The organism is Neobacillus rhizophilus (assembly GCF_018343535.1).
In the GTDB taxonomy this organism is placed as follows: domain Bacteria; phylum Bacillota; class Bacilli; order Bacillales; family Cytobacillaceae; genus Neobacillus; species Neobacillus rhizophilus.
In genome coordinates this window covers 1-17,442 of sequence record NZ_JAGYPF010000013.1, presented here as the reverse complement: position 1 = coordinate 17,442, position 17,442 = coordinate 1, and the positions used below count along the sequence as shown (strand labels likewise).

Below are 17,442 nucleotides of genomic sequence, written 5' to 3'. Positions count from 1 at the left end.
GAAACTTCGTTCCCTCCTGAGTGGATCCTGAGTACGGCCGGACACGTGAAATCCGGTCGGAAGCAGGGAGGACCATCTCCCAAGGCTAAATACTCCCTAGTGACCGATAGTGAACCAGTACCGTGAGGGAAAGGTGAAAAGCACCCCGGAAGGGGAGTGAAAGAGATCCTGAAACCGTGTGCCTACAAGTAGTCAGAGCCCGTTCATGGGTGATGGCGTGCCTTTTGTAGAATGAACCGGCGAGTTACGATTGCATGCGAGGTTAAGTTGAAGAGACGGAGCCGCAGCGAAAGCGAGTCTGAATAGGGCGAAATAGTATGTAGTCGTAGACCCGAAACCAGGTGATCTACCCATGTCCAGGGTGAAGTCCAGGTAACACTGGATGGAGGCCCGAACCCACGCACGTTGAAAAGTGCGGGGATGAGGTGTGGGTAGCGGAGAAATTCCAATCGAACTTGGAGATAGCTGGTTCTCTCCGAAATAGCTTTAGGGCTAGCCTCACGTAGTTAGAGTCTTGGAGGTAGAGCACTGTTTGGACTAGGGGCCCTCATCGGGTTACCGAATTCAGACAAACTCCGAATGCCAATGACTTATCCGTGGGAGTCAGACTGCGAGTGATAAGATCCGTAGTCAAAAGGGAAACAGCCCAGACCACCAGCTAAGGTCCCAAAGTATACGTTAAGTGGAAAAGGATGTGGAGTTGCTTAGACAACCAGGATGTTGGCTTAGAAGCAGCCACCATTTAAAGAGTGCGTAATAGCTCACTGGTCGAGTGACTCTGCGCCGAAAATGTACCGGGGCTAAACGTATCACCGAAGCTGTGGGTGGACACCTTATGGTGTCCGCGGTAGGAGAGCGTTCTAAGGGCGTTGAAGCTAGACCGTAAGGACTGGTGGAGCGCTTAGAAGTGAGAATGCCGGTATGAGTAGCGAAAGATGAGTGAGAATCTCATCCACCGTATGCCTAAGGTTTCCTGAGGAAGGCTCGTCCGCTCAGGGTTAGTCGGGACCTAAGCCGAGGCCGAAAGGCGTAGGCGATGGACAACAGGTTGATATTCCTGTACCACCTCTTTATCGTTTGAGTGATGGGGGGACGCAGGAGGATAGGGTAAGCGCACTGCTGGATATGTGCGTGTAAGCAGTTAGGCTGGTGAATAGGAAAATCCGTTCACCTTAAGGCTGAGCTGTGATGCCGAGGGAATTATAGTACCGAAGTTCCTGATTCCACACTGCCAAGAAAAGCCTCTAGCGAGATAAAAGGTGCCCGTACCGCAAACCGACACAGGTAGGCGAGGAGAGAATCCTAAGGTGAGCGAGAGAACTCTCGTTAAGGAACTCGGCAAAATGACCCCGTAACTTCGGGAGAAGGGGTGCTTTTTGGGGTGAATAGCCCCGAAGAGCCGCAGTGAATAGGCCCAGGCGACTGTTTAGCAAAAACACAGGTCTCTGCAAAGCCGCAAGGCGAAGTATAGGGGCTGACGCCTGCCCGGTGCTGGAAGGTTAAGAGGAGGGGTTAGCGCAAGCGAAGCTCTGAATCGAAGCCCCAGTAAACGGCGGCCGTAACTATAACGGTCCTAAGGTAGCGAAATTCCTTGTCGGGTAAGTTCCGACCCGCACGAAAGGCGTAACGATCTGGGCACTGTCTCAACGAGAGACTCGGTGAAATTATAGTACCTGTGAAGATGCAGGTTACCCGCGACAGGACGGAAAGACCCCATGGAGCTTTACTGTAGCCTGATATTGAATTTTGGTACAGCTTGTACAGGATAGGTAGGAGCCTGAGAAGCCGGAGCGCCAGCTTCGGTGGAGGCGTCGGTGGGATACTACCCTGGCTGTATTGAAATTCTAACCCGCACCCCTTATCGGGGTGGGAGACAGTGTCAGGTGGGCAGTTTGACTGGGGCGGTCGCCTCCTAAAATGTAACGGAGGCGCCCAAAGGTTCCCTCAGAATGGTTGGAAATCATTCGCAGAGTGTAAAGGCACAAGGGAGCTTGACTGCGAGACCTACAAGTCGAGCAGGGACGAAAGTCGGGCTTAGTGATCCGGTGGTTCCGCATGGAAGGGCCATCGCTCAACGGATAAAAGCTACCCTGGGGATAACAGGCTTATCTCCCCCAAGAGTCCACATCGACGGGGAGGTTTGGCACCTCGATGTCGGCTCATCGCATCCTGGGGCTGTAGTCGGTCCCAAGGGTTGGGCTGTTCGCCCATTAAAGCGGTACGCGAGCTGGGTTCAGAACGTCGTGAGACAGTTCGGTCCCTATCCGTCGTGGGCGCAGGAAATTTGAGAGGAGCTGTCCTTAGTACGAGAGGACCGGGATGGACGCACCGCTGGTGTACCAGTTGTCTTGCCAAAGGCATCGCTGGGTAGCTATGTGCGGACGGGATAAGTGCTGAAAGCATCTAAGCATGAAGCCCCCCTCGAGATGAGATTTCCCATAGCGTCAAGCTAGTAAGATCCCTGAAAGATGATCAGGTTGATAGGTCAGAGGTGGAAGCGCGGTGACGTGTGGAGCTGACTGATACTAATCGATCGAGGACTTAACCAAGTCATATTAAGCAAGGTGAACTCGTTCTTAAATACTTCTTCTGCATTATCTAGTTTTGAGGGAATGAAAACCTCTAAAAATAGTCTGGTAGCAATAGCGAGAAGGTCACACCCGTTCCCATCCCGAACACGGAAGTTAAGCTTCTCAGCGCCGATGGTAGTTGGGACGCAAGTCCCTGTGAGAGTAGGACGCTGCCAGGCTAAGCCCTTATAGGGCTATTATTTTGCCTAAATTTATAATGGCCCCTTGGTCAAGCGGTTAAGACACCGCCCTTTCACGGCGGTAACACGGGTTCGAATCCCGTAGGGGTCACCATTTACGGAGGATTAGCTCAGCTGGGAGAGCATCTGCCTTACAAGCAGAGGGTCGGCGGTTCGATCCCGTCATCCTCCACCATTTATTTTTTTGCATTTTTGAGCCATTAGCTCAGTCGGTAGAGCATCTGACTTTTAATCAGAGGGTCGAAGGTTCGAGTCCTTCATGGCTCACCATTTAAAGTTTGCGGGTGTGGCGGAATTGGCAGACGCACCAGACTTAGGATCTGGCGCCGCAAGGCGTGGGGGTTCGACTCCCTTCACCCGCACCATTTAAATATTGCGGAAGTAGTTCAGTGGTAGAACACCACCTTGCCAAGGTGGGGGTCGCGGGTTCGAATCCCGTCTTCCGCTCCATATTTGCCGGGGTGGCGGAACTGGCAGACGCACAGGACTTAAAATCCTGCGGTAGGTGACTACCGTACCGGTTCGATTCCGGTCCTCGGCACCATTTATTAAATAATGCGCCCGTAGCTCAATTGGATAGAGCGTCTGACTACGGATCAGAAGGTTATGGGTTCGACTCCTGTCGGGCGCGCCATCAAATTTAATTCAACTTTCGGGAAATAGCTCAGCTTGGTAGAGCACTTGGTTTGGGACCAAGGGGTCGCAGGTTCGAATCCTGTTTTCCCGACCATTCTAACTAAAATCAATGGGGCCTTAGCTCAGCTGGGAGAGCGCCTGCTTTGCACGCAGGAGGTCAGCGGTTCGATCCCGCTAGGCTCCACCATTAGATTTAAATATGTAATTTGGCGGTGTAGCTCAGCTGGCTAGAGCGTACGGTTCATACCCGTAAGGTCGGGGGTTCGATCCCCTCCGCCGCTACCAATGTATTATTTCGGAGGAATACCCAAGTCCGGCTGAAGGGATCGGTCTTGAAAACCGACAGGCGGGTTAAACCGCGCGGGGGTTCGAATCCCTCTTCCTCCGCCATAAACATTTTATTCATTATCGCGGGGTGGAGCAACGAGCGTTGCTTCTGTGAATAGTCTGCGAGTTGTATCAATCGAGCTGCTGCTTGAATAAGCTTTCTGAGATTGATACAGTCCTACGTTAGCTTTTAGCATGGCGTAAACTTAATACTTTCTTATTATCGCGGGGTGGAGCAGTCCGGTAGCTCGTCGGGCTCATAACCCGAAGGTCGCAGGTTCAAATCCTGCCCCCGCAATATATGGGCCTATAGCTCAGCTGGTTAGAGCGCACGCCTGATAAGCGTGAGGTCGATGGTTCGAGTCCATTTAGGCCCACCATTATAAATAATTCTAATTGTTCCGCAGTAGCTCAGTGGTAGAGCATTCGGCTGTTAACCGAACGGTCGTAGGTTCGAATCCTACCTGCGGAGCCATTTTTTTTTATGGGGAAGTACTCAAGAGGCTGAAGAGGCGCCCCTGCTAAGGGTGTAGGTCGGGCAACCGGCGCGAGGGTTCAAATCCCTCCTTCTCCGCCATAAATATCATGCGCCTTTAGCTCAGCTGGATAGAGCATACGCCTTCTAAGCGTACGGTCAGAGGTTCGAATCCTCTAAGGCGCGTAATAAATAGTAAAGAGTTGTATAAAAAAAACAGGAATAGCTATTTTGAACAAATCCCTCTTGTAAATACAGTTAGGATAAAACCTAAACTGTCTACGCAAGAGGGATTTTTTTTGCTATAAAAGGCTTCTAGTATTGAGATGAGTCTAAGTTACTAGGTGTTGGGGGAATATCTGACCGTAACCATTTTAGCAACCAGTAGAGAGTTAGAATGTGGGGAAATTAAGAATAACGAAAAAAGTTATTTGAAAATTCCAGCTAATGTGTTAATATAAGGTTAGTTTGGAATATAAAACTCGGTTTTGTATACTAAACCAAAGGAGGTGGAGCTAAAATGAAGGAAAAGTATTGGGTTCCTTCTATTGAGAAAGCCCATAATGTTTTAAAGGAAATTGCAGAAAATCCCAATCAACTTCGGCTTATTGACTTGTCTAATCGATTAAATATCAATAAAAGCTCTTTATTTTCATTATTAAATACATTAGAAATCTTAAAGTGGATTACAAAGGAACATGGTGATACCTATTCATTAGGGCCTGCAGCAGGAGCGATTGGTTCGGCTTATTTCAACCAGTTTAATATTTTACAGTCATTTTATAAAGAGGCTAGCTACTCAGTAGCCAAAATAAATGAACATATCCAATTGGGGATTTTAGAAGGAGGAGAGGTAATCTATTTAGGAAAGGCAGAGGGAGATTCAAGAGTGCGACTAATAACGGACCCGGGGATGCGTTTTCCTGCTTATGCTTCTGCCATCGGTAAGATTCAATTAACCCAATTCACAAAGGATGAACTTAAAATAATCTACCCTGTCAGTCCGTTTGAGAAAAAAACACCGTTTACCATTTCCGACGTCGATGAACTCTATAAAAATATAGAACTAGCAAAAAGAAATGGTTATTCTATCGAGAATCAAGAAGCCGCACTTGGGTTTCATTGTGTAGGTGCACCAATCTATAATTTTGAAAATAAAATCATTGCCGGGGTCAGTTTTACAATGATGACCAATAGCTGGGAACAGAAAAAAGAGTCTGCCAGGGATGAAATTATTCAGCTTGCATATCGATTGTCCCAATTGGCTGGTTATACAGGTGATTTGAAAAGGGCGTAGCATCAAATTTTTAAAGGAGTTGACTAATTTTGCAAACGGTTTCTGAAGTAAAAATATATAAAAATTTTATTGATAACGAGTGGGTAGATTCAGAATCTCATGAAACGATTAAGAGCATCAACCCGGCCCAAAAAAATGAAGTAGTTGGATACTTGCAAAAATCGACGAAACAAGACCTAGAAAAAGCTGTACAGTCCGCTCATAAGGCTAAAAAATCATGGCGCAAGCTTGGTCAGGCCGCACGAGGGCAGCTTTTATTCAAGGCAGCAAATCTAATTGAGGAAAACTTGGACGATATTGCCGAAACAATGACAAGAGAAATGGGTAAAACACTCCCGGAGGCAAAAGGTGAGACAGCACGCGGTGTGGCCATACTTCGTTATTATGCGGGAGAAGGCATGCGGAAAAATGGTGATGTCATTCCATCATCTGATCAGGATGCATTGATGTTTACCAAACGTGTACCACTAGGCGTTGTCGGAATCATTACTCCATGGAACTTCCCAGTCGCCATTCCCATCTGGAAAATCGCTCCTGCACTAGTGTATGGAAATACAGTTGTATTCAAGCCTGCAACAGAAGCTGCCGTAACTGCCGCGAAAGTGGTGGAGTGCTTTGTTAAAGCTGGTATTCCGGAAGGTGTTTTGAATTTTATCACTGGTTCTGGTTCGGTTATCGGACAGGCTCTTATCGACCATCCACTATTAAACGGGATTTCATTTACTGGTTCAGAAACCGTTGGAGAACAGGTGGCAGCATCGGCTGCAGCCCGGGGTATTAAATATCAATTGGAGATGGGCGGAAAAAACCCAGTGATTGTGACTAAGGATGCAGATTTAGATGCAGCTGTTGAAGCGGTGATCAGCGGCAGTTTCCGTTCTACAGGACAAAAATGTACCGCTACCAGCCGGGTCATAGTTGAAACCGAGGTGTATGATCAGTTTAAAGAAAAATTAATTCAGGCAACAGAAAACATCACTGTTGGCGATGGATTAAAAGAAGGAATCTGGATGGGCCCTTGTGCTAGTGAGAGCCAATTTAATACTGTAAAAAGATATATTGAACAAGGTAAACAAGAGGGTGCTTCGCTTATTTATGGCGGGGAACAGTTAACAGGCGGGGATTATGACAACGGATTTTATATCATACCAACCATCTTTGATGAAGTAACTCCTGATATGGTCATTGCCCAAGAGGAAATTTTCGGACCAGTTATTTGCCTGATGAAAGCAGCAAATTTAGATGAAGCAATTGAAATAGCAAATTACACCAAATATGGATTAAGTGCTTCTATTTTCACATCGAATATCGGTTCATTACTTGAATTTATTGACGAAATTGATGCCGGTCTTGTCCGTATTAATGCTGAAAGTGCCGGAGTGGAGCTTCAGGCACCGTTTGGCGGAATGAAGGCCTCTAGTACTGGTTCAAGAGAACAAGGAGAAGCAGCAAAGGAATTTTATACCTCAATCAAAACGATCTTTATTAAAGGTTAATGAAGAACATCATTTGTATTTTACTCCACAATTAAAACCGTATTTAAAGAGAATAGGGAGATTTCAATTCTTGGAATCTCCTAAACTCCAAACATAACACTTCGATTATTACACCATGTACATTTTAGAAAACTATATATAGGAAAGCGGGTAAAATTGATGAAAGAATCTAGAGAGTTTTTGGAGAAACTCGGCTATCCATCCACGGATTTAAAGGAACTTCCTACTTCCACAAAAAGATTTCCAGATGGTGCTCAATACCGTATCGAACTCCCAAGTACGGAAGGCCCTGTTGCCTTAAGAGAAATGTTAAAAGAAATCGACCGCTACGGCTTAACAATTCACAGAGTATCGCAAGGAAGCGGTATTATGCTTTTAACGGACGAGGAAATTTTAGAAATGTGCCAACTTACAGGTGAACGGGGAATGGAGCTTAGTTTATTCGTCGGTCCAAGAGGAACTTGGGATATTAGTGCACAGCCATTAACAAGCGGCGGACAGTCAATTGCCCTTCGCCATGAAGGGGCAGATCAGCTTGTCTATGCAATGGAAGATTTAAAAAGAGGTGCCGCATTAGGTCTGAGAGGTGCCTTAGTGGCGGATGAAGGTCTACTGCTATTAACAAAGGAAATGAAGAAGCACGGCCAGTTGCCGGAGGACTTTGTTGTGAAAGTATCAGTGCAATTAGGTTCAGCCAACCCTGTTTCAGTAAAATTAATGCAGGATTTGGGGGCTGGAACCTACAATGTTCCTACTGCACTGACGCTTCACAAACTTGCTTCCATACGGCAATCGATTGATATTCCAATCGATTTATATGTGGAAGTTCCGGATAACCTTGGAGGCTTTTTACGGTATTATGAAATACCAGAAATTATTCGTGTATTGGCCCCGGTTTATATCAAATTCGGTCTTCGAAATCATCCGGATGTTTATCCTTCTGGAAAACAGTGGGAGACTACGAACATATCTCTGGTGAAAGAGCGTGTACATCGTGCTGCACTAGGTGTGCAAATGATTGAGCGTTATTATCCTGAAGCCAAAACTTCCAAATTAGGTGCTGAAGGACTGGGCGTTCCAAAGCTCCATACGTCTGTGGTCGTTAAATAACAGTTTTTTAGAAAAGGGGAGAGGAAGAATGAAGCTAGTATCCTACCGCGATCAAGTTGAGACACAACTTGGTGTGTTAATCGAAGATCAGATTATCAGTCTCAGACTTTTGGATGAAGTTTATAAGGATCAGACTGCTATTGATGTAAAAATACCATCGGATATGAAGCAGCTGATAGAACAAAGTGAGATGATTCTGCCTTATATGGAGAAACTCCTTCAGTATTATAAGGAAGATGGACAAAAGAAACTTTCGAAGCCTGTTTCAGATGTGGAGGTATTGGCTCCGATTGCACAGCCGGAGAAAATCATTTGCGTGGGGCTAAATTATCTTGACCATTGTAAAGAAACTGGTATGGAGCCACCGGCCTTCCCGATGATTTTTTCCAAATATGCGAACAGCATTATAGGGAATCATGCGGCAATCGAAATCCCTATCAACTCCAAACAAGTTGATTTTGAAGCGGAATTAGCTGTTGTCATGGGGAAAGAAGCAAAATGCATTTCAGCAGAGGAAGCAGAAGAGTTCATTTTTGGCTATACCATTATGAATGATGTAAGTGCTAGAGATTTACAATTTGCTGATGGCCAATGGTCTCGTGGAAAGTCAGCAGATACCTTTGCGCCTTTAGGGCCAGCCATTGTGACAAAGGATGAAGTAGGCGACCCGCATCAATTAGATATCTCTTTGGAATTAAATGGGACCATCATGCAGGAATCCAATACAAACAATTTAATCTTTGACATTCCGTATATTGTAGCCTATCTCTCTCAGTCGATGACATTAAAACCGGGCGATATCATTGCAACAGGCACTCCTCATGGGGTGGGGATGGGAAGAGACCCACAAGTGTGGCTGAAAGAAGGTGACTTACTGACAATAAAGATTGAACGCATTGGGACTTTATCAAATCCTGTAAAAAAATATGTTTCAGAAGAAAAGGATCTTTCAAAAGGGCACTCCCTTGTTGAGGGATAATCTATCTGGCTATTAAAGAAGACCACAACTCCCTAGAGTAGCTAAAAATTTTCAATGATTTGTAAACGATTACATGATCAGTTCTTTTTCATGGGAAAATTAAATTTTATAAAACTACTAATCATGTTTAGGAGAGTGGAAATATGAAAATTAAACAGGCGATTGATAAAGTTCCAGGTGGGCTGATGGTTGTACCATTATTAGTAGGAGCTCTGTTAAATACGGTGGATCAACTGCATCTTCCTTTTATTATGAACTTTTTAAAAGGTTTGGGTGTAGCCCCTAATCAGGATGGCTATTATGAATTTTTAAAAATTGGCGGTTTTACGCAAGCTTTGTTTAAAGATGGAGCTCTCACTTTATGTGCGCTGTTTTTGTTTTGTGCAGGCAGTCAAATGAATCTTCGCGTTGGGGGAAAGGCCTTAAAAAAAGGTGTATTATTAACGACATCAAAGTATTTGGCTGGATTTTTTGTAGGGATGATTTGGGGATATTTGTCCGATCCGGTAAATGGTTTCCTTGGGTTATCCACAATGGCGATCATCGCAGCGATGACAAATGGGAACGGGGGAATGTACGCAGCATTGACAGGACAATATGGCAACCGTTCTGATGTCGGGGCAACTGCCGTTCTATCCCTAAATGATGGACCATTTTTTACATTGATGGCCCTGGGGATGATGGGCGCAAACTTCCCGCTTATTGCCTTCGTTGCAGTTCTATTGCCAATCCTTATCGGGATGATTTTAGGGAATCTTGACCATGAACTTCGGACATTTCTATCTGCTGGAGAAACGCTAGTTATTCCGTTCTTTGCTTTTGCTTTGGGGGCAGGTATGAACCTTGCAAGCTTCTTTAATCCGCAAGTGGTCGGAGCTGGCATTGTACTGGCACTAATGACCATCTTCTTTTCAGGTGCGGCTATGGCTCTTACATTTAAGCTCTTCCGTGAAAAGAGTTTTATTGCACCATGGGCAGAAGCTTCCACTGCCGGGAATGCCGTCGCAACGCCTGCCGCCATTGCCGCAGCCGCAACGGTAGCGAGTGGCACAGGATTAATGACGGCTGCTGAGGCGAAGGTATATCAAGATCTGGTAAATGTAGCCTCGGCCCAAATCTCGATTGCTACGATCAGCACGGCGCTGCTTGTACCGATTGCCGTTATTTTAGCGGATAAGTATCAAAGAAGAAAAGGCATTGATGGGAAACAGGAGTTTTTCGGAAAGAAGAAAAGTACAAAGAGTGGGTCGATGGAAGAGACTGCAGTATAATTTTTTGAATATTAGTAACTTTTAAAATGAAGGGAGCGGTTGAATTGGACTATCAATTTAAAGGGTATAAGCGAAATGATGGTCGTGCAGGAATAAGAAATCACATTGGTGTGATTTGCTCGGTTGTTTGCTCCAGTGTGGTCGTGAAGGAGATTGCTGAAAGGGTGCCTGGGAGCATTCCATTTACCCACGGAAACGGTTGTGCTCAGTTGGGAGACGATTTTAAACTAACAAAAAACATGGTAGCAGGTATTTCTGCCAACCCAAATCTTTATTCTACTCTTCTGGTAGGATTAGGGTGTGAAACCAATCAGATTAGCGGATTGCTTGAGAGCATTCCAAAGGTTAAACCAATTGAAGGAATTGGAATTCAGCAGCTTGCTGGCGGAGTGAATACGATTCAAAAAGGTGTGGAAATTACGGAACAATGGGCAAAAGAAGCAGCCGAGCAACAACGAGAATCCCTGCCGCTTTCATGCCTCAATGTTGGGATTCTAACCGTAGATATGGATAAAGATTCCTACTGTCAAGTCGCGCCAGTGATTGGCGGCGTTGTTGATAGATTGGTAGAACACGGTGCTACTGTCATGATGGGACTATCACAAACATTAGAGCCAGCTGGTAGTGCTTTATCTGAACGTGCAGTAAGTGAAGAGTTGAAAAATAATCTCCAACTAATAGGAGAAAGTCTGCAACGGAAACGTTGGAAGGACGTTCATAACGATACACTTACCCAACTTGGCTTTACTGAAAAAGAAAGAGAGCTTGCTGTATTGGAAGCGGAGATGACAGGTACATCACTGATTAATAGTTTGCTAGGTTATAGTGAAACACCTACTGAAAAAGGGCTGCATTTGATCACAGTTCCAAGTAATATTGTCGAGGCCTTGTCAAATATGGCTTCAAGTGGATGTAATCTGGCGATTGTTGTCAGCAGTCGAGGTATTCTGGCAGGTTCAGCTGCAATCCCTTGTATGACGATCGCACCGGAAAATCAAAATGAGTTTTTTGATGAGCTAATTGATTATAAAGTCACGACTGAATCGCTATCCAATCAAATAGAAGCTCTTTTAGAGAACATTATCGAAATTTGCAGCGGGAAGCAAACAAGCCTTGAAAAAATGGAACTGGGTGAATTTTCAATCCCACACGTAGGAACGACATTTTAATTTTGGAGTGGAGGAAACGTAATGAGCCGTATATTCAACGCTCTTAAACTTAATAAAGATGATAATGTGGCCGTGGCTTTAAGAACAATTAAAGCCGGTGAAGATCTGTCCATTCAAGGAGAGACTGCAACGATTAAGGTAATGGTAGATATACCGTTTGGACATAAGATTGCTACTGATTTGATCCAAAAGGATGGAAAAATCATTAAGTATGGGGAATGCATGGGTATTTCCACTGAAGAAATTGAGCCCGGTTACCATGTTCACGTCTTTAATGTTCGTGGACTCAAAGAGGATGAACGATTGAGTGCTTTACAGGAGGTACGCTTACCATGAAAACCTTTGAAGGCTACAGAAGAACAAATGGAAGTATTGGTGTTAGAAATCATGTCATAACCATAAATACCGTGGGTGAATTGGCTGGTCTGACAAAAAAATTGGCCCAAATGGTGCCAGGTGTCATACCCGTGGCCCATCAAGCGGGAAAAGCCCAATATCCTGAGGATTTAGAACAGACTATCCGAACTTTGAAAGGTACAGCTGGGCATCCAAATGTTAGCGCTGCACTATTTTTAGGGATGGGTGAGGATGACCCTGCCGAAGAAATTGTGGAAATGCTAAAAGAAGAGGGCCATCATGTCCATGCCATTACTTTTCAAAAAGATAAAACAATCTCTGAAGTTCTAATAGAGGGAAAACAGTGGTTGGAAGAGGCGTTGGAAAGGAGTCGTAGCCAACAAAAAGAATCGGCAGATATAACTGAATTAATCATTGGTTTAGAATGCGGAGGATCTGACGCGTGGTCAGGAATTACCGCCAATCCTGCAATCGGTGCCTGTTCTGATTCGGTTGTCAGAGATGGAGGCACAAGTATTCTAGCAGAAACAACGGAAGCAATTGGAGCGGAACATATTTTAGCTGGTCGCGCAGTTGATTATGAGGTACGGGAAAAATTCCTGAAAATAGTGAAGGATTATGAAGAAAGAATTAAAGAAACAGGAGAGGATATTCGTTCTGCAAATCCCACTCCCGGAAACATGGCTGGCGGCTTAACAACACTTGAAGAAAAATCGCTAGGTTGTATAAAAAAAGGTGGGAGTTCCACTCTAATGGAAGTTATAGCCTATGCGGAGAAGCCAACAAAAAAAGGATTTGTTTTCATGGATACCCCTGGCTATGATGTAGAATCAGTAGCCGGACTGGCGGCAGGTGGGGCACAAATTGTTTTGTTCTCTACCGGAAAAGGTTCACCAACTGGTTCGCCAATTGTCCCTGTTATCAAAATTGGCACGAATCCAAAACTCTACGAAATCATGTCAGAACATATTGACGTCAATGCCGGTAAAATCATAGAAGGTTTAAACACGATTGAAGAAATCGGCGAAGAAATTTACACAAAAGTGATGGAAGCAGCAAATGGAAAGCTAACCGCTGCCGAACACCACAAAAACCAAGAATTCGCTATTTGGAGATTGGCGCAAACGATGTAGAATTCACGGAAAGATACACAGGGACGTTTCTTCTGTTTCTGAAGCAGAAGAAACGTCCCTGTGTTTAAGTTGGTAGAGTACAAAGTACCGATAGAGATATTGACCTTTACCAAAGAGAATGGATAAAAGCCCTTTATTACAAAGAAATTGAATAGTCCAAGCAACCCTCATGTATATTATGAAGATCTGCTACCTGTATTTATTCTAGAGGGGGATTGGTACCAATTACTATAGTAGAGTCTAGTTCGCCATAGTGTACCAACTGTGGTATTAGCCCATTTTGAGAGAAAATTTCAACGGTTTGAGTTGCCTGCATTTTGCTCGTCTCAATCAATAAGTGCCCTCCAGTTTTCAGCCAAAGGGTTGCTTCTTTTGCTACTCTTCGCTGAATGTCAAGTCCGTCAACTCCCCCGTCAAGCGCCACATTGGGTTCATGTAGACGGGCTTCTTGTGGTAGCATCTTAATTTGGTCGGTAGGAACGTATGGTACATTTGCTACTAGAATGTCCACTTTACCACGGAGTGTAGAGGGGAGAGGCTTATAAAGGTCACCTTCATAAACTTGACCACCAAGGCTGGTAACATTACGGAGAGCACAGTGAACTGCAATAGGGTCAATGTCGATTGAGTGCAAATTAATCCAACCCAGATCTTTGGCAATCGCGACACCAAGTGCGCCAGAACCGCAGCAAAGGTCAACAACGGTGACTCCAGGTATAGAAAAAGCAACTGCCTGGTGGACGAGAAACTCAGTACGACGGCGGGGGACGAAGACTCCAGGTTCTACTTCTATCCTGTGCCCACAGAACTCCGCCCAACCGAGGACATACTCAAGAGGAGAACCGTTTATTCTATTATTGACCATATTGGAGAGGGCATCCAATGACCTTGCCTCAGCAAGAAGAAGCTCAGCCTCTTCTTCAGCGAAAACACACCCAGCAGTCCGGAGTCGTTTGATTATACTTTTTTTTATTTGGTCATTATTAAGAAGCTTTTTTCCTATAAAAACCACCCAACCTTCATAACGGCTTTTTTAAATAGTTTAGTGGATTTTTCAAAAGCACTTTGTGAGTGCTTCAAACTATTAAAAATATGAAAACTTTGCCTGAATGGACGCGGAAATTTTAAGTTTACCAGGCTGGATCGGCGTTGCAGCTTCACTTTTGGCAAACATAGCAGTTTGCAAAGGAATGATTGGTGAAGTTTGGCCCAATTCTTGTATCGAAAATGGAACCTTATTTAGCGTTACTCCCATCTCCTTAGTTAGTTCTGCAGCTTTAAATTGAGCATCATTGAGGGCAAGTGCCAATGCTTGACTGTAGTAGTTCTGTGGATTTTTCACTTTAAATTCAATATTTGTAACAGTATTTGCCCCATTTTTAACCGCAGTATCGACAATGAATCCGGTCTGATTTATTTCATCATTTAGGACTTGAAGCAAATGGACCACTCTGTAACCTCGTAATGTTTGTTTACCATTTTCGTAATCATATACCATTTCGATTCGGTAATCTGCAGTCTTAATATTCTCCTTTGAAATCCCTAAGCTTATAAGTGACTGGATCACTTTAGTCATTTTTTCATTATTTTCTTGTTGGGCAATTGTAAGATTCATATTCTCCGAATTCACACCTAATGTAACTATGGACATGTCTGGAGCAGCAGTTACCGAACCTTCACCTGTTAGTTCCAAGGTATTTTGACCATTTCTAGAAAAAGCCCTCCATTCAGGCTGTGCCCGCATCCATGGGTTTTGATAATACATTTGAGCACTCCTTTCCTTAAAAACTCCCTCCATTTATTGTATTAGGAAGAGAAGATTAAAATGGATAAAAAATTCTCGTGCCACCATAATGAGGATGAAGGACATATTTCAATGAGGTTTTCACCGTTATTTTTTTGCTCTCAGCGTTTTAATCGCTTTTATAAGAAGTATGACATAGCCTGCCATCAATCCATACCCAATTACTATAATCAAGAATGGTACATAGTCCGGAGCGGTACCTGAATCGGTAGACATACCGGCTAAAAAAAGCGGTCCAATCGGCAGCATAATGATACCTGGTCCAGCACTGACCACAAGCAATGCGCCAAGGCCAATCACAATCCATGGCCAAATCGGTTTTTTCGTTTCAGAAGAAAGATTGTTTAATAGTTTTTTTTCTTGCAAAGATTCAAGCTCATAGGCCTTTTTAGCCCGATTATAATCCCTTAGTGCATTATATGCCCGCTTCATTCCCCATGCCGTAACAATGAGGATGCAAAGAGAAATTGCCGCGAAAATCATAGTGAAGAAACTTAACTCATCTGCCTTCCAAAAGGGCATGAAAATGATAAAGAGCATTCCTGGAAGGGCCGAAATCAAAAATAATGCACCGCCAATGAGGACAACCCATGCCCATATTGGCTGCTGCTGGTTAGAAGGACGCATGACTAAACTCCTTTATTTTCTAGAATGCTTCTATCATAATATAATCGTGGTAAAAAATGAAATAGTTTCCTATAGTTGGGAATGAATTTAATTTAACTGGTGCGTATTGAAGAAAAACATTAAAAAGGAAGTGACATATGGTTTATTTCGTCAAAACGATTGTTGGTTTTATTATTTTAGATGTGTATTTGAATGTCGGAATTGCAAGAGCAGGTTCATTTTGGGTTCAGGTTGTATTGGTCCTCCTGTTTTTTCCGTTATTGAAAGGAATTCTGTTTTTAACAAGAAAGGATCTTCAAAGCATTGGAATCAGCTTTCATCCAAAATGGTGGAGGAATATGATGCTGGGGTTTGCGATTGGCTTTTCCTTTTGGCTAATCAAGTACATAATCGAATATGTCCTAAATGGATATGAGGTTACGGGTACAATGCCGTTTTCACAAATGATTCTTTCCCTGCTCATGATCATGCTGACGTTTTTCGTAGGTTCATTTTTAAACGATATCATCGTTCGGGGATATGTATTTGGTCATTTAAAAGGAAAAATACCGATGAAATGGGTGTTTATACTTTCTCTTGTGCTCTACGCACTTGATGATTCGTGGAATGAAGGGTTCAGCCTCTCCAACACATTCTTTTCCCTTCTTCTTGGACTTTCTCTCACCTATGCCATTTATAAAACCGGCAGCATCTGGGCTGACACAGGAATTCACTGGGGACTGAATGTTTGCTACGGAATCTTTAACGGAACGCTAGGAAGTACTGGAGGAGGAATTATCATAACAAAAGACGGTCCCCAAACCATGATACTAGAAGTTATCAGCTACATCATACCACTGCTCATGTTCCTGTTTTTATATTTGGTAAGAAACAAGTTGAGGCATAGGGACGGTTCTACTGCATCATTTTTGTCAAAAGAAATAAATTGGTGAATGACAATCGTCCCTGTTCACCTTGCGTTTTTAAGATTAAAAAGGTGGGTGATCATAGTGGTTTTATGGAAGCGGACGAATGGTCCGATAAATCTGGAGCAAATTCAAATGATTGAGCGGTTTTTAAACATTGCCTTCCCAAAGGAGTATGTGACTTGCGTCATGGCTCATGATGGGGGGCACCCGGAGCCAAATCGGTTTGATACCGCGAAAAGAAAAGGATATGTCATGGATCGTTTATTAACCTTTAGGGAGGACCCTGTCGGTTTACTTAGCACGATATACTATTGCAAAGAGGCTTTGCCTCATGGGGTAGTGCCGTTTGGATATGAACAAACCGGTGATATCATCTGTTTCGATTTTAAGGATAATCCTAAAACACCAAGCATCGTTTTATGGAAACATGAGCTTGCACCGGAAGAAGAGGATGTGGGAAGCCAGGAGGAAATGAGGAGAATTGGGTTGGAATATATGAATAATTCATTTATTGAATTTATTACATCCCTATATTAATAATCTTATATACAAATGTTATAAAAACCGCTGCATGTGTATTTGATGGTTTTTTACTCTTGTTTTAATATTAAAAAATGAGTAGGTTTAATGGCCTGCTCATTTATTTTTTTAAAAGAAAAACTTAAATATACTCTACCAAAAATGCCAGTACCTCCAGAAGAGAAGCATGGGAAATTTTAATATTACTAAGGTATCAAAACATTGACACAGATAAAATATTCTAGTAATATAATATTTGTCGCTGAGAGGAATTAACATAAATTATTTTGTCTCTAGAAAAATAGTTGACTTTTAAAAATAGATTTGTTAAGATTAATTCCTGTCACTGAAACAAGTTAACACTTCAAAAAGTGGTTGACTTTCAAGTTGGCAGATGATATATTAATAAAGTCGCCTTTGAGCGACGGAGTAAGATGGTTCTTTGAAAACTAAACAAACAAAAACGTCAACAAACAATAATTATCATGTTTCTTCTATATTAAATAGAAAACATGAGCCAACGTAACATTTTTGAGCTAATCAACTCAACTTTATTGGAGAGTT

13 protein-coding genes, 16 tRNA genes and 2 rRNA genes are annotated in these 17,442 nt (G+C 43.4%); 28 read left to right on the top strand and 3 right to left on the bottom strand.

Annotation, left to right across the window (positions count from 1 at the left end):
• The 26 genes from KHA99_RS30530 to KHA99_RS30405 form a co-directional block, all read left to right on the top strand.
• A 23S ribosomal RNA gene (locus KHA99_RS30530) occupies positions 1–2,549 on the top strand; the annotation flags it as partial.
• An 83-nt stretch (positions 2,550–2,632) separates the two neighbouring features.
• Positions 2,633–2,749 (top strand): 5S ribosomal RNA (rrf, locus tag KHA99_RS30525).
• 40 nt (positions 2,750–2,789) lie between these two features.
• A tRNA-Glu gene (locus KHA99_RS30520) sits at positions 2,790–2,864 on the top strand.
• A 5-nt stretch (positions 2,865–2,869) separates the two neighbouring features.
• A tRNA-Val gene (locus KHA99_RS30515) sits at positions 2,870–2,945 on the top strand.
• 19 nt (positions 2,946–2,964) lie between these two features.
• Positions 2,965–3,040 (top strand) — tRNA-Lys (locus KHA99_RS30510).
• Between the two features lie 10 nt (positions 3,041–3,050).
• Positions 3,051–3,135, top strand: a tRNA-Leu gene (locus tag KHA99_RS30505).
• Positions 3,136–3,145: 10 nt separating this feature from the next.
• Positions 3,146–3,220 (top strand) — tRNA-Gly (locus KHA99_RS30500).
• A 5-nt stretch (positions 3,221–3,225) separates the two neighbouring features.
• A tRNA-Leu gene (locus tag KHA99_RS30495) sits at positions 3,226–3,314 on the top strand.
• A gap of 13 nt (positions 3,315–3,327) precedes the next feature.
• Positions 3,328–3,404 (top strand) — tRNA-Arg (locus KHA99_RS30490).
• 19 nt (positions 3,405–3,423) lie between these two features.
• A tRNA-Pro gene (locus KHA99_RS30485) sits at positions 3,424–3,500 on the top strand.
• A gap of 17 nt (positions 3,501–3,517) precedes the next feature.
• A tRNA-Ala gene (locus KHA99_RS30480) sits at positions 3,518–3,593 on the top strand.
• Between the two features lie 21 nt (positions 3,594–3,614).
• Positions 3,615–3,691 (top strand) — tRNA-Met (locus tag KHA99_RS30475).
• Positions 3,692–3,703: 12 nt separating this feature from the next.
• Positions 3,704–3,796: transfer RNA gene (locus KHA99_RS30470), tRNA-Ser, on the top strand.
• Between the two features lie 161 nt (positions 3,797–3,957).
• A tRNA-Met gene (locus tag KHA99_RS30465) sits at positions 3,958–4,031 on the top strand.
• Between the two features lie 5 nt (positions 4,032–4,036).
• Positions 4,037–4,113: transfer RNA gene (locus tag KHA99_RS30460), tRNA-Ile, on the top strand.
• A 20-nt stretch (positions 4,114–4,133) separates the two neighbouring features.
• A tRNA-Asn gene (locus KHA99_RS30455) sits at positions 4,134–4,208 on the top strand.
• A gap of 11 nt (positions 4,209–4,219) precedes the next feature.
• Positions 4,220–4,310, top strand: a tRNA-Ser gene (locus KHA99_RS30450).
• A gap of 10 nt (positions 4,311–4,320) precedes the next feature.
• A tRNA-Arg gene (locus tag KHA99_RS30445) sits at positions 4,321–4,394 on the top strand.
• A gap of 334 nt (positions 4,395–4,728) precedes the next feature.
• Complete coding sequence (locus tag KHA99_RS30440; protein ID WP_213121227.1) at positions 4,729–5,505, top strand: IclR family transcriptional regulator; 777 nt, start codon at positions 4,729–4,731, stop codon at positions 5,503–5,505.
• Positions 5,506–5,534: 29 nt separating this feature from the next.
• The gene (gene gucD, locus KHA99_RS30435) at positions 5,535–7,001 is read left to right on the top strand and encodes an alpha-ketoglutaric semialdehyde dehydrogenase GucD (protein ID WP_213121226.1); all 1,467 of its coding nucleotides are present in this window, start codon (positions 5,535–5,537) and stop codon (positions 6,999–7,001) included.
• A gap of 159 nt (positions 7,002–7,160) precedes the next feature.
• Positions 7,161–8,111 carry a U32 family peptidase gene (locus tag KHA99_RS30430; RefSeq protein ID WP_213121225.1) on the top strand — a complete coding sequence of 317 codons (951 nt, stop codon included), beginning with the start codon at positions 7,161–7,163 and terminating at the stop codon, positions 8,109–8,111.
• Between the two features lie 28 nt (positions 8,112–8,139).
• Positions 8,140–9,090, top strand: a complete 951-nt coding sequence (locus KHA99_RS30425) for a fumarylacetoacetate hydrolase family protein (protein WP_213121224.1) — start codon at positions 8,140–8,142, stop codon at positions 9,088–9,090.
• A gap of 143 nt (positions 9,091–9,233) precedes the next feature.
• Entirely contained in the window at positions 9,234–10,361 is a 1,128-nt protein-coding gene (locus KHA99_RS30420) for a 2-keto-3-deoxygluconate permease (protein ID WP_213121223.1), read from the top strand.
• Between the two features lie 44 nt (positions 10,362–10,405).
• Entirely contained in the window at positions 10,406–11,530 is a 1,125-nt protein-coding gene (locus tag KHA99_RS30415) for a UxaA family hydrolase (RefSeq protein WP_213121222.1), read from the top strand.
• Positions 11,531–11,551: 21 nt separating this feature from the next.
• On the top strand, positions 11,552–11,866 hold the full coding sequence (locus tag KHA99_RS30410; protein WP_213121221.1) for a UxaA family hydrolase: 315 nt from the start codon (positions 11,552–11,554) through the stop codon (positions 11,864–11,866).
• The gene (locus tag KHA99_RS30405) at positions 11,863–13,020 is read left to right on the top strand and encodes a UxaA family hydrolase (RefSeq protein ID WP_213121220.1); all 1,158 of its coding nucleotides are present in this window, start codon (positions 11,863–11,865) and stop codon (positions 13,018–13,020) included. The genes KHA99_RS30410 and KHA99_RS30405 overlap by 4 nt, the downstream gene beginning before the upstream one ends.
• A gap of 199 nt (positions 13,021–13,219) precedes the next feature.
• Here the strand turns inward: KHA99_RS30405 and KHA99_RS30400 are convergent, their stop codons facing one another.
• From KHA99_RS30400 to KHA99_RS30390, 3 genes are all read right to left on the bottom strand, one after another.
• Positions 13,220–14,032, bottom strand: a complete 813-nt coding sequence (locus KHA99_RS30400; protein ID WP_307852226.1) for a putative protein N(5)-glutamine methyltransferase — start codon at positions 14,030–14,032, stop codon at positions 13,220–13,222.
• A gap of 72 nt (positions 14,033–14,104) precedes the next feature.
• On the bottom strand, positions 14,105–14,785 hold the full coding sequence (locus KHA99_RS30395; RefSeq protein WP_213121219.1) for an SIMPL domain-containing protein: 681 nt from the start codon (positions 14,783–14,785) through the stop codon (positions 14,105–14,107).
• Positions 14,786–14,911: 126 nt separating this feature from the next.
• A complete protein-coding gene (locus tag KHA99_RS30390) occupies positions 14,912–15,451 on the bottom strand; it encodes a hypothetical protein (RefSeq protein ID WP_213121218.1) in 540 nt (179 codons plus the stop codon).
• Between the two features lie 137 nt (positions 15,452–15,588).
• On the opposite strand from KHA99_RS30390, the gene KHA99_RS30385 reads away from it, so the two are divergent.
• Together KHA99_RS30385 and KHA99_RS30380 are read left to right on the top strand one after the other, a co-directional pair.
• The gene (locus KHA99_RS30385) at positions 15,589–16,383 is read left to right on the top strand and encodes a CPBP family intramembrane glutamic endopeptidase (protein WP_213121217.1); all 795 of its coding nucleotides are present in this window, start codon (positions 15,589–15,591) and stop codon (positions 16,381–16,383) included.
• 57 nt (positions 16,384–16,440) lie between these two features.
• Complete coding sequence (locus tag KHA99_RS30380; protein ID WP_213121216.1) at positions 16,441–16,896, top strand: SMI1/KNR4 family protein; 456 nt, start codon at positions 16,441–16,443, stop codon at positions 16,894–16,896.
• Positions 16,897–17,442 lie beyond the last annotated feature (546 nt).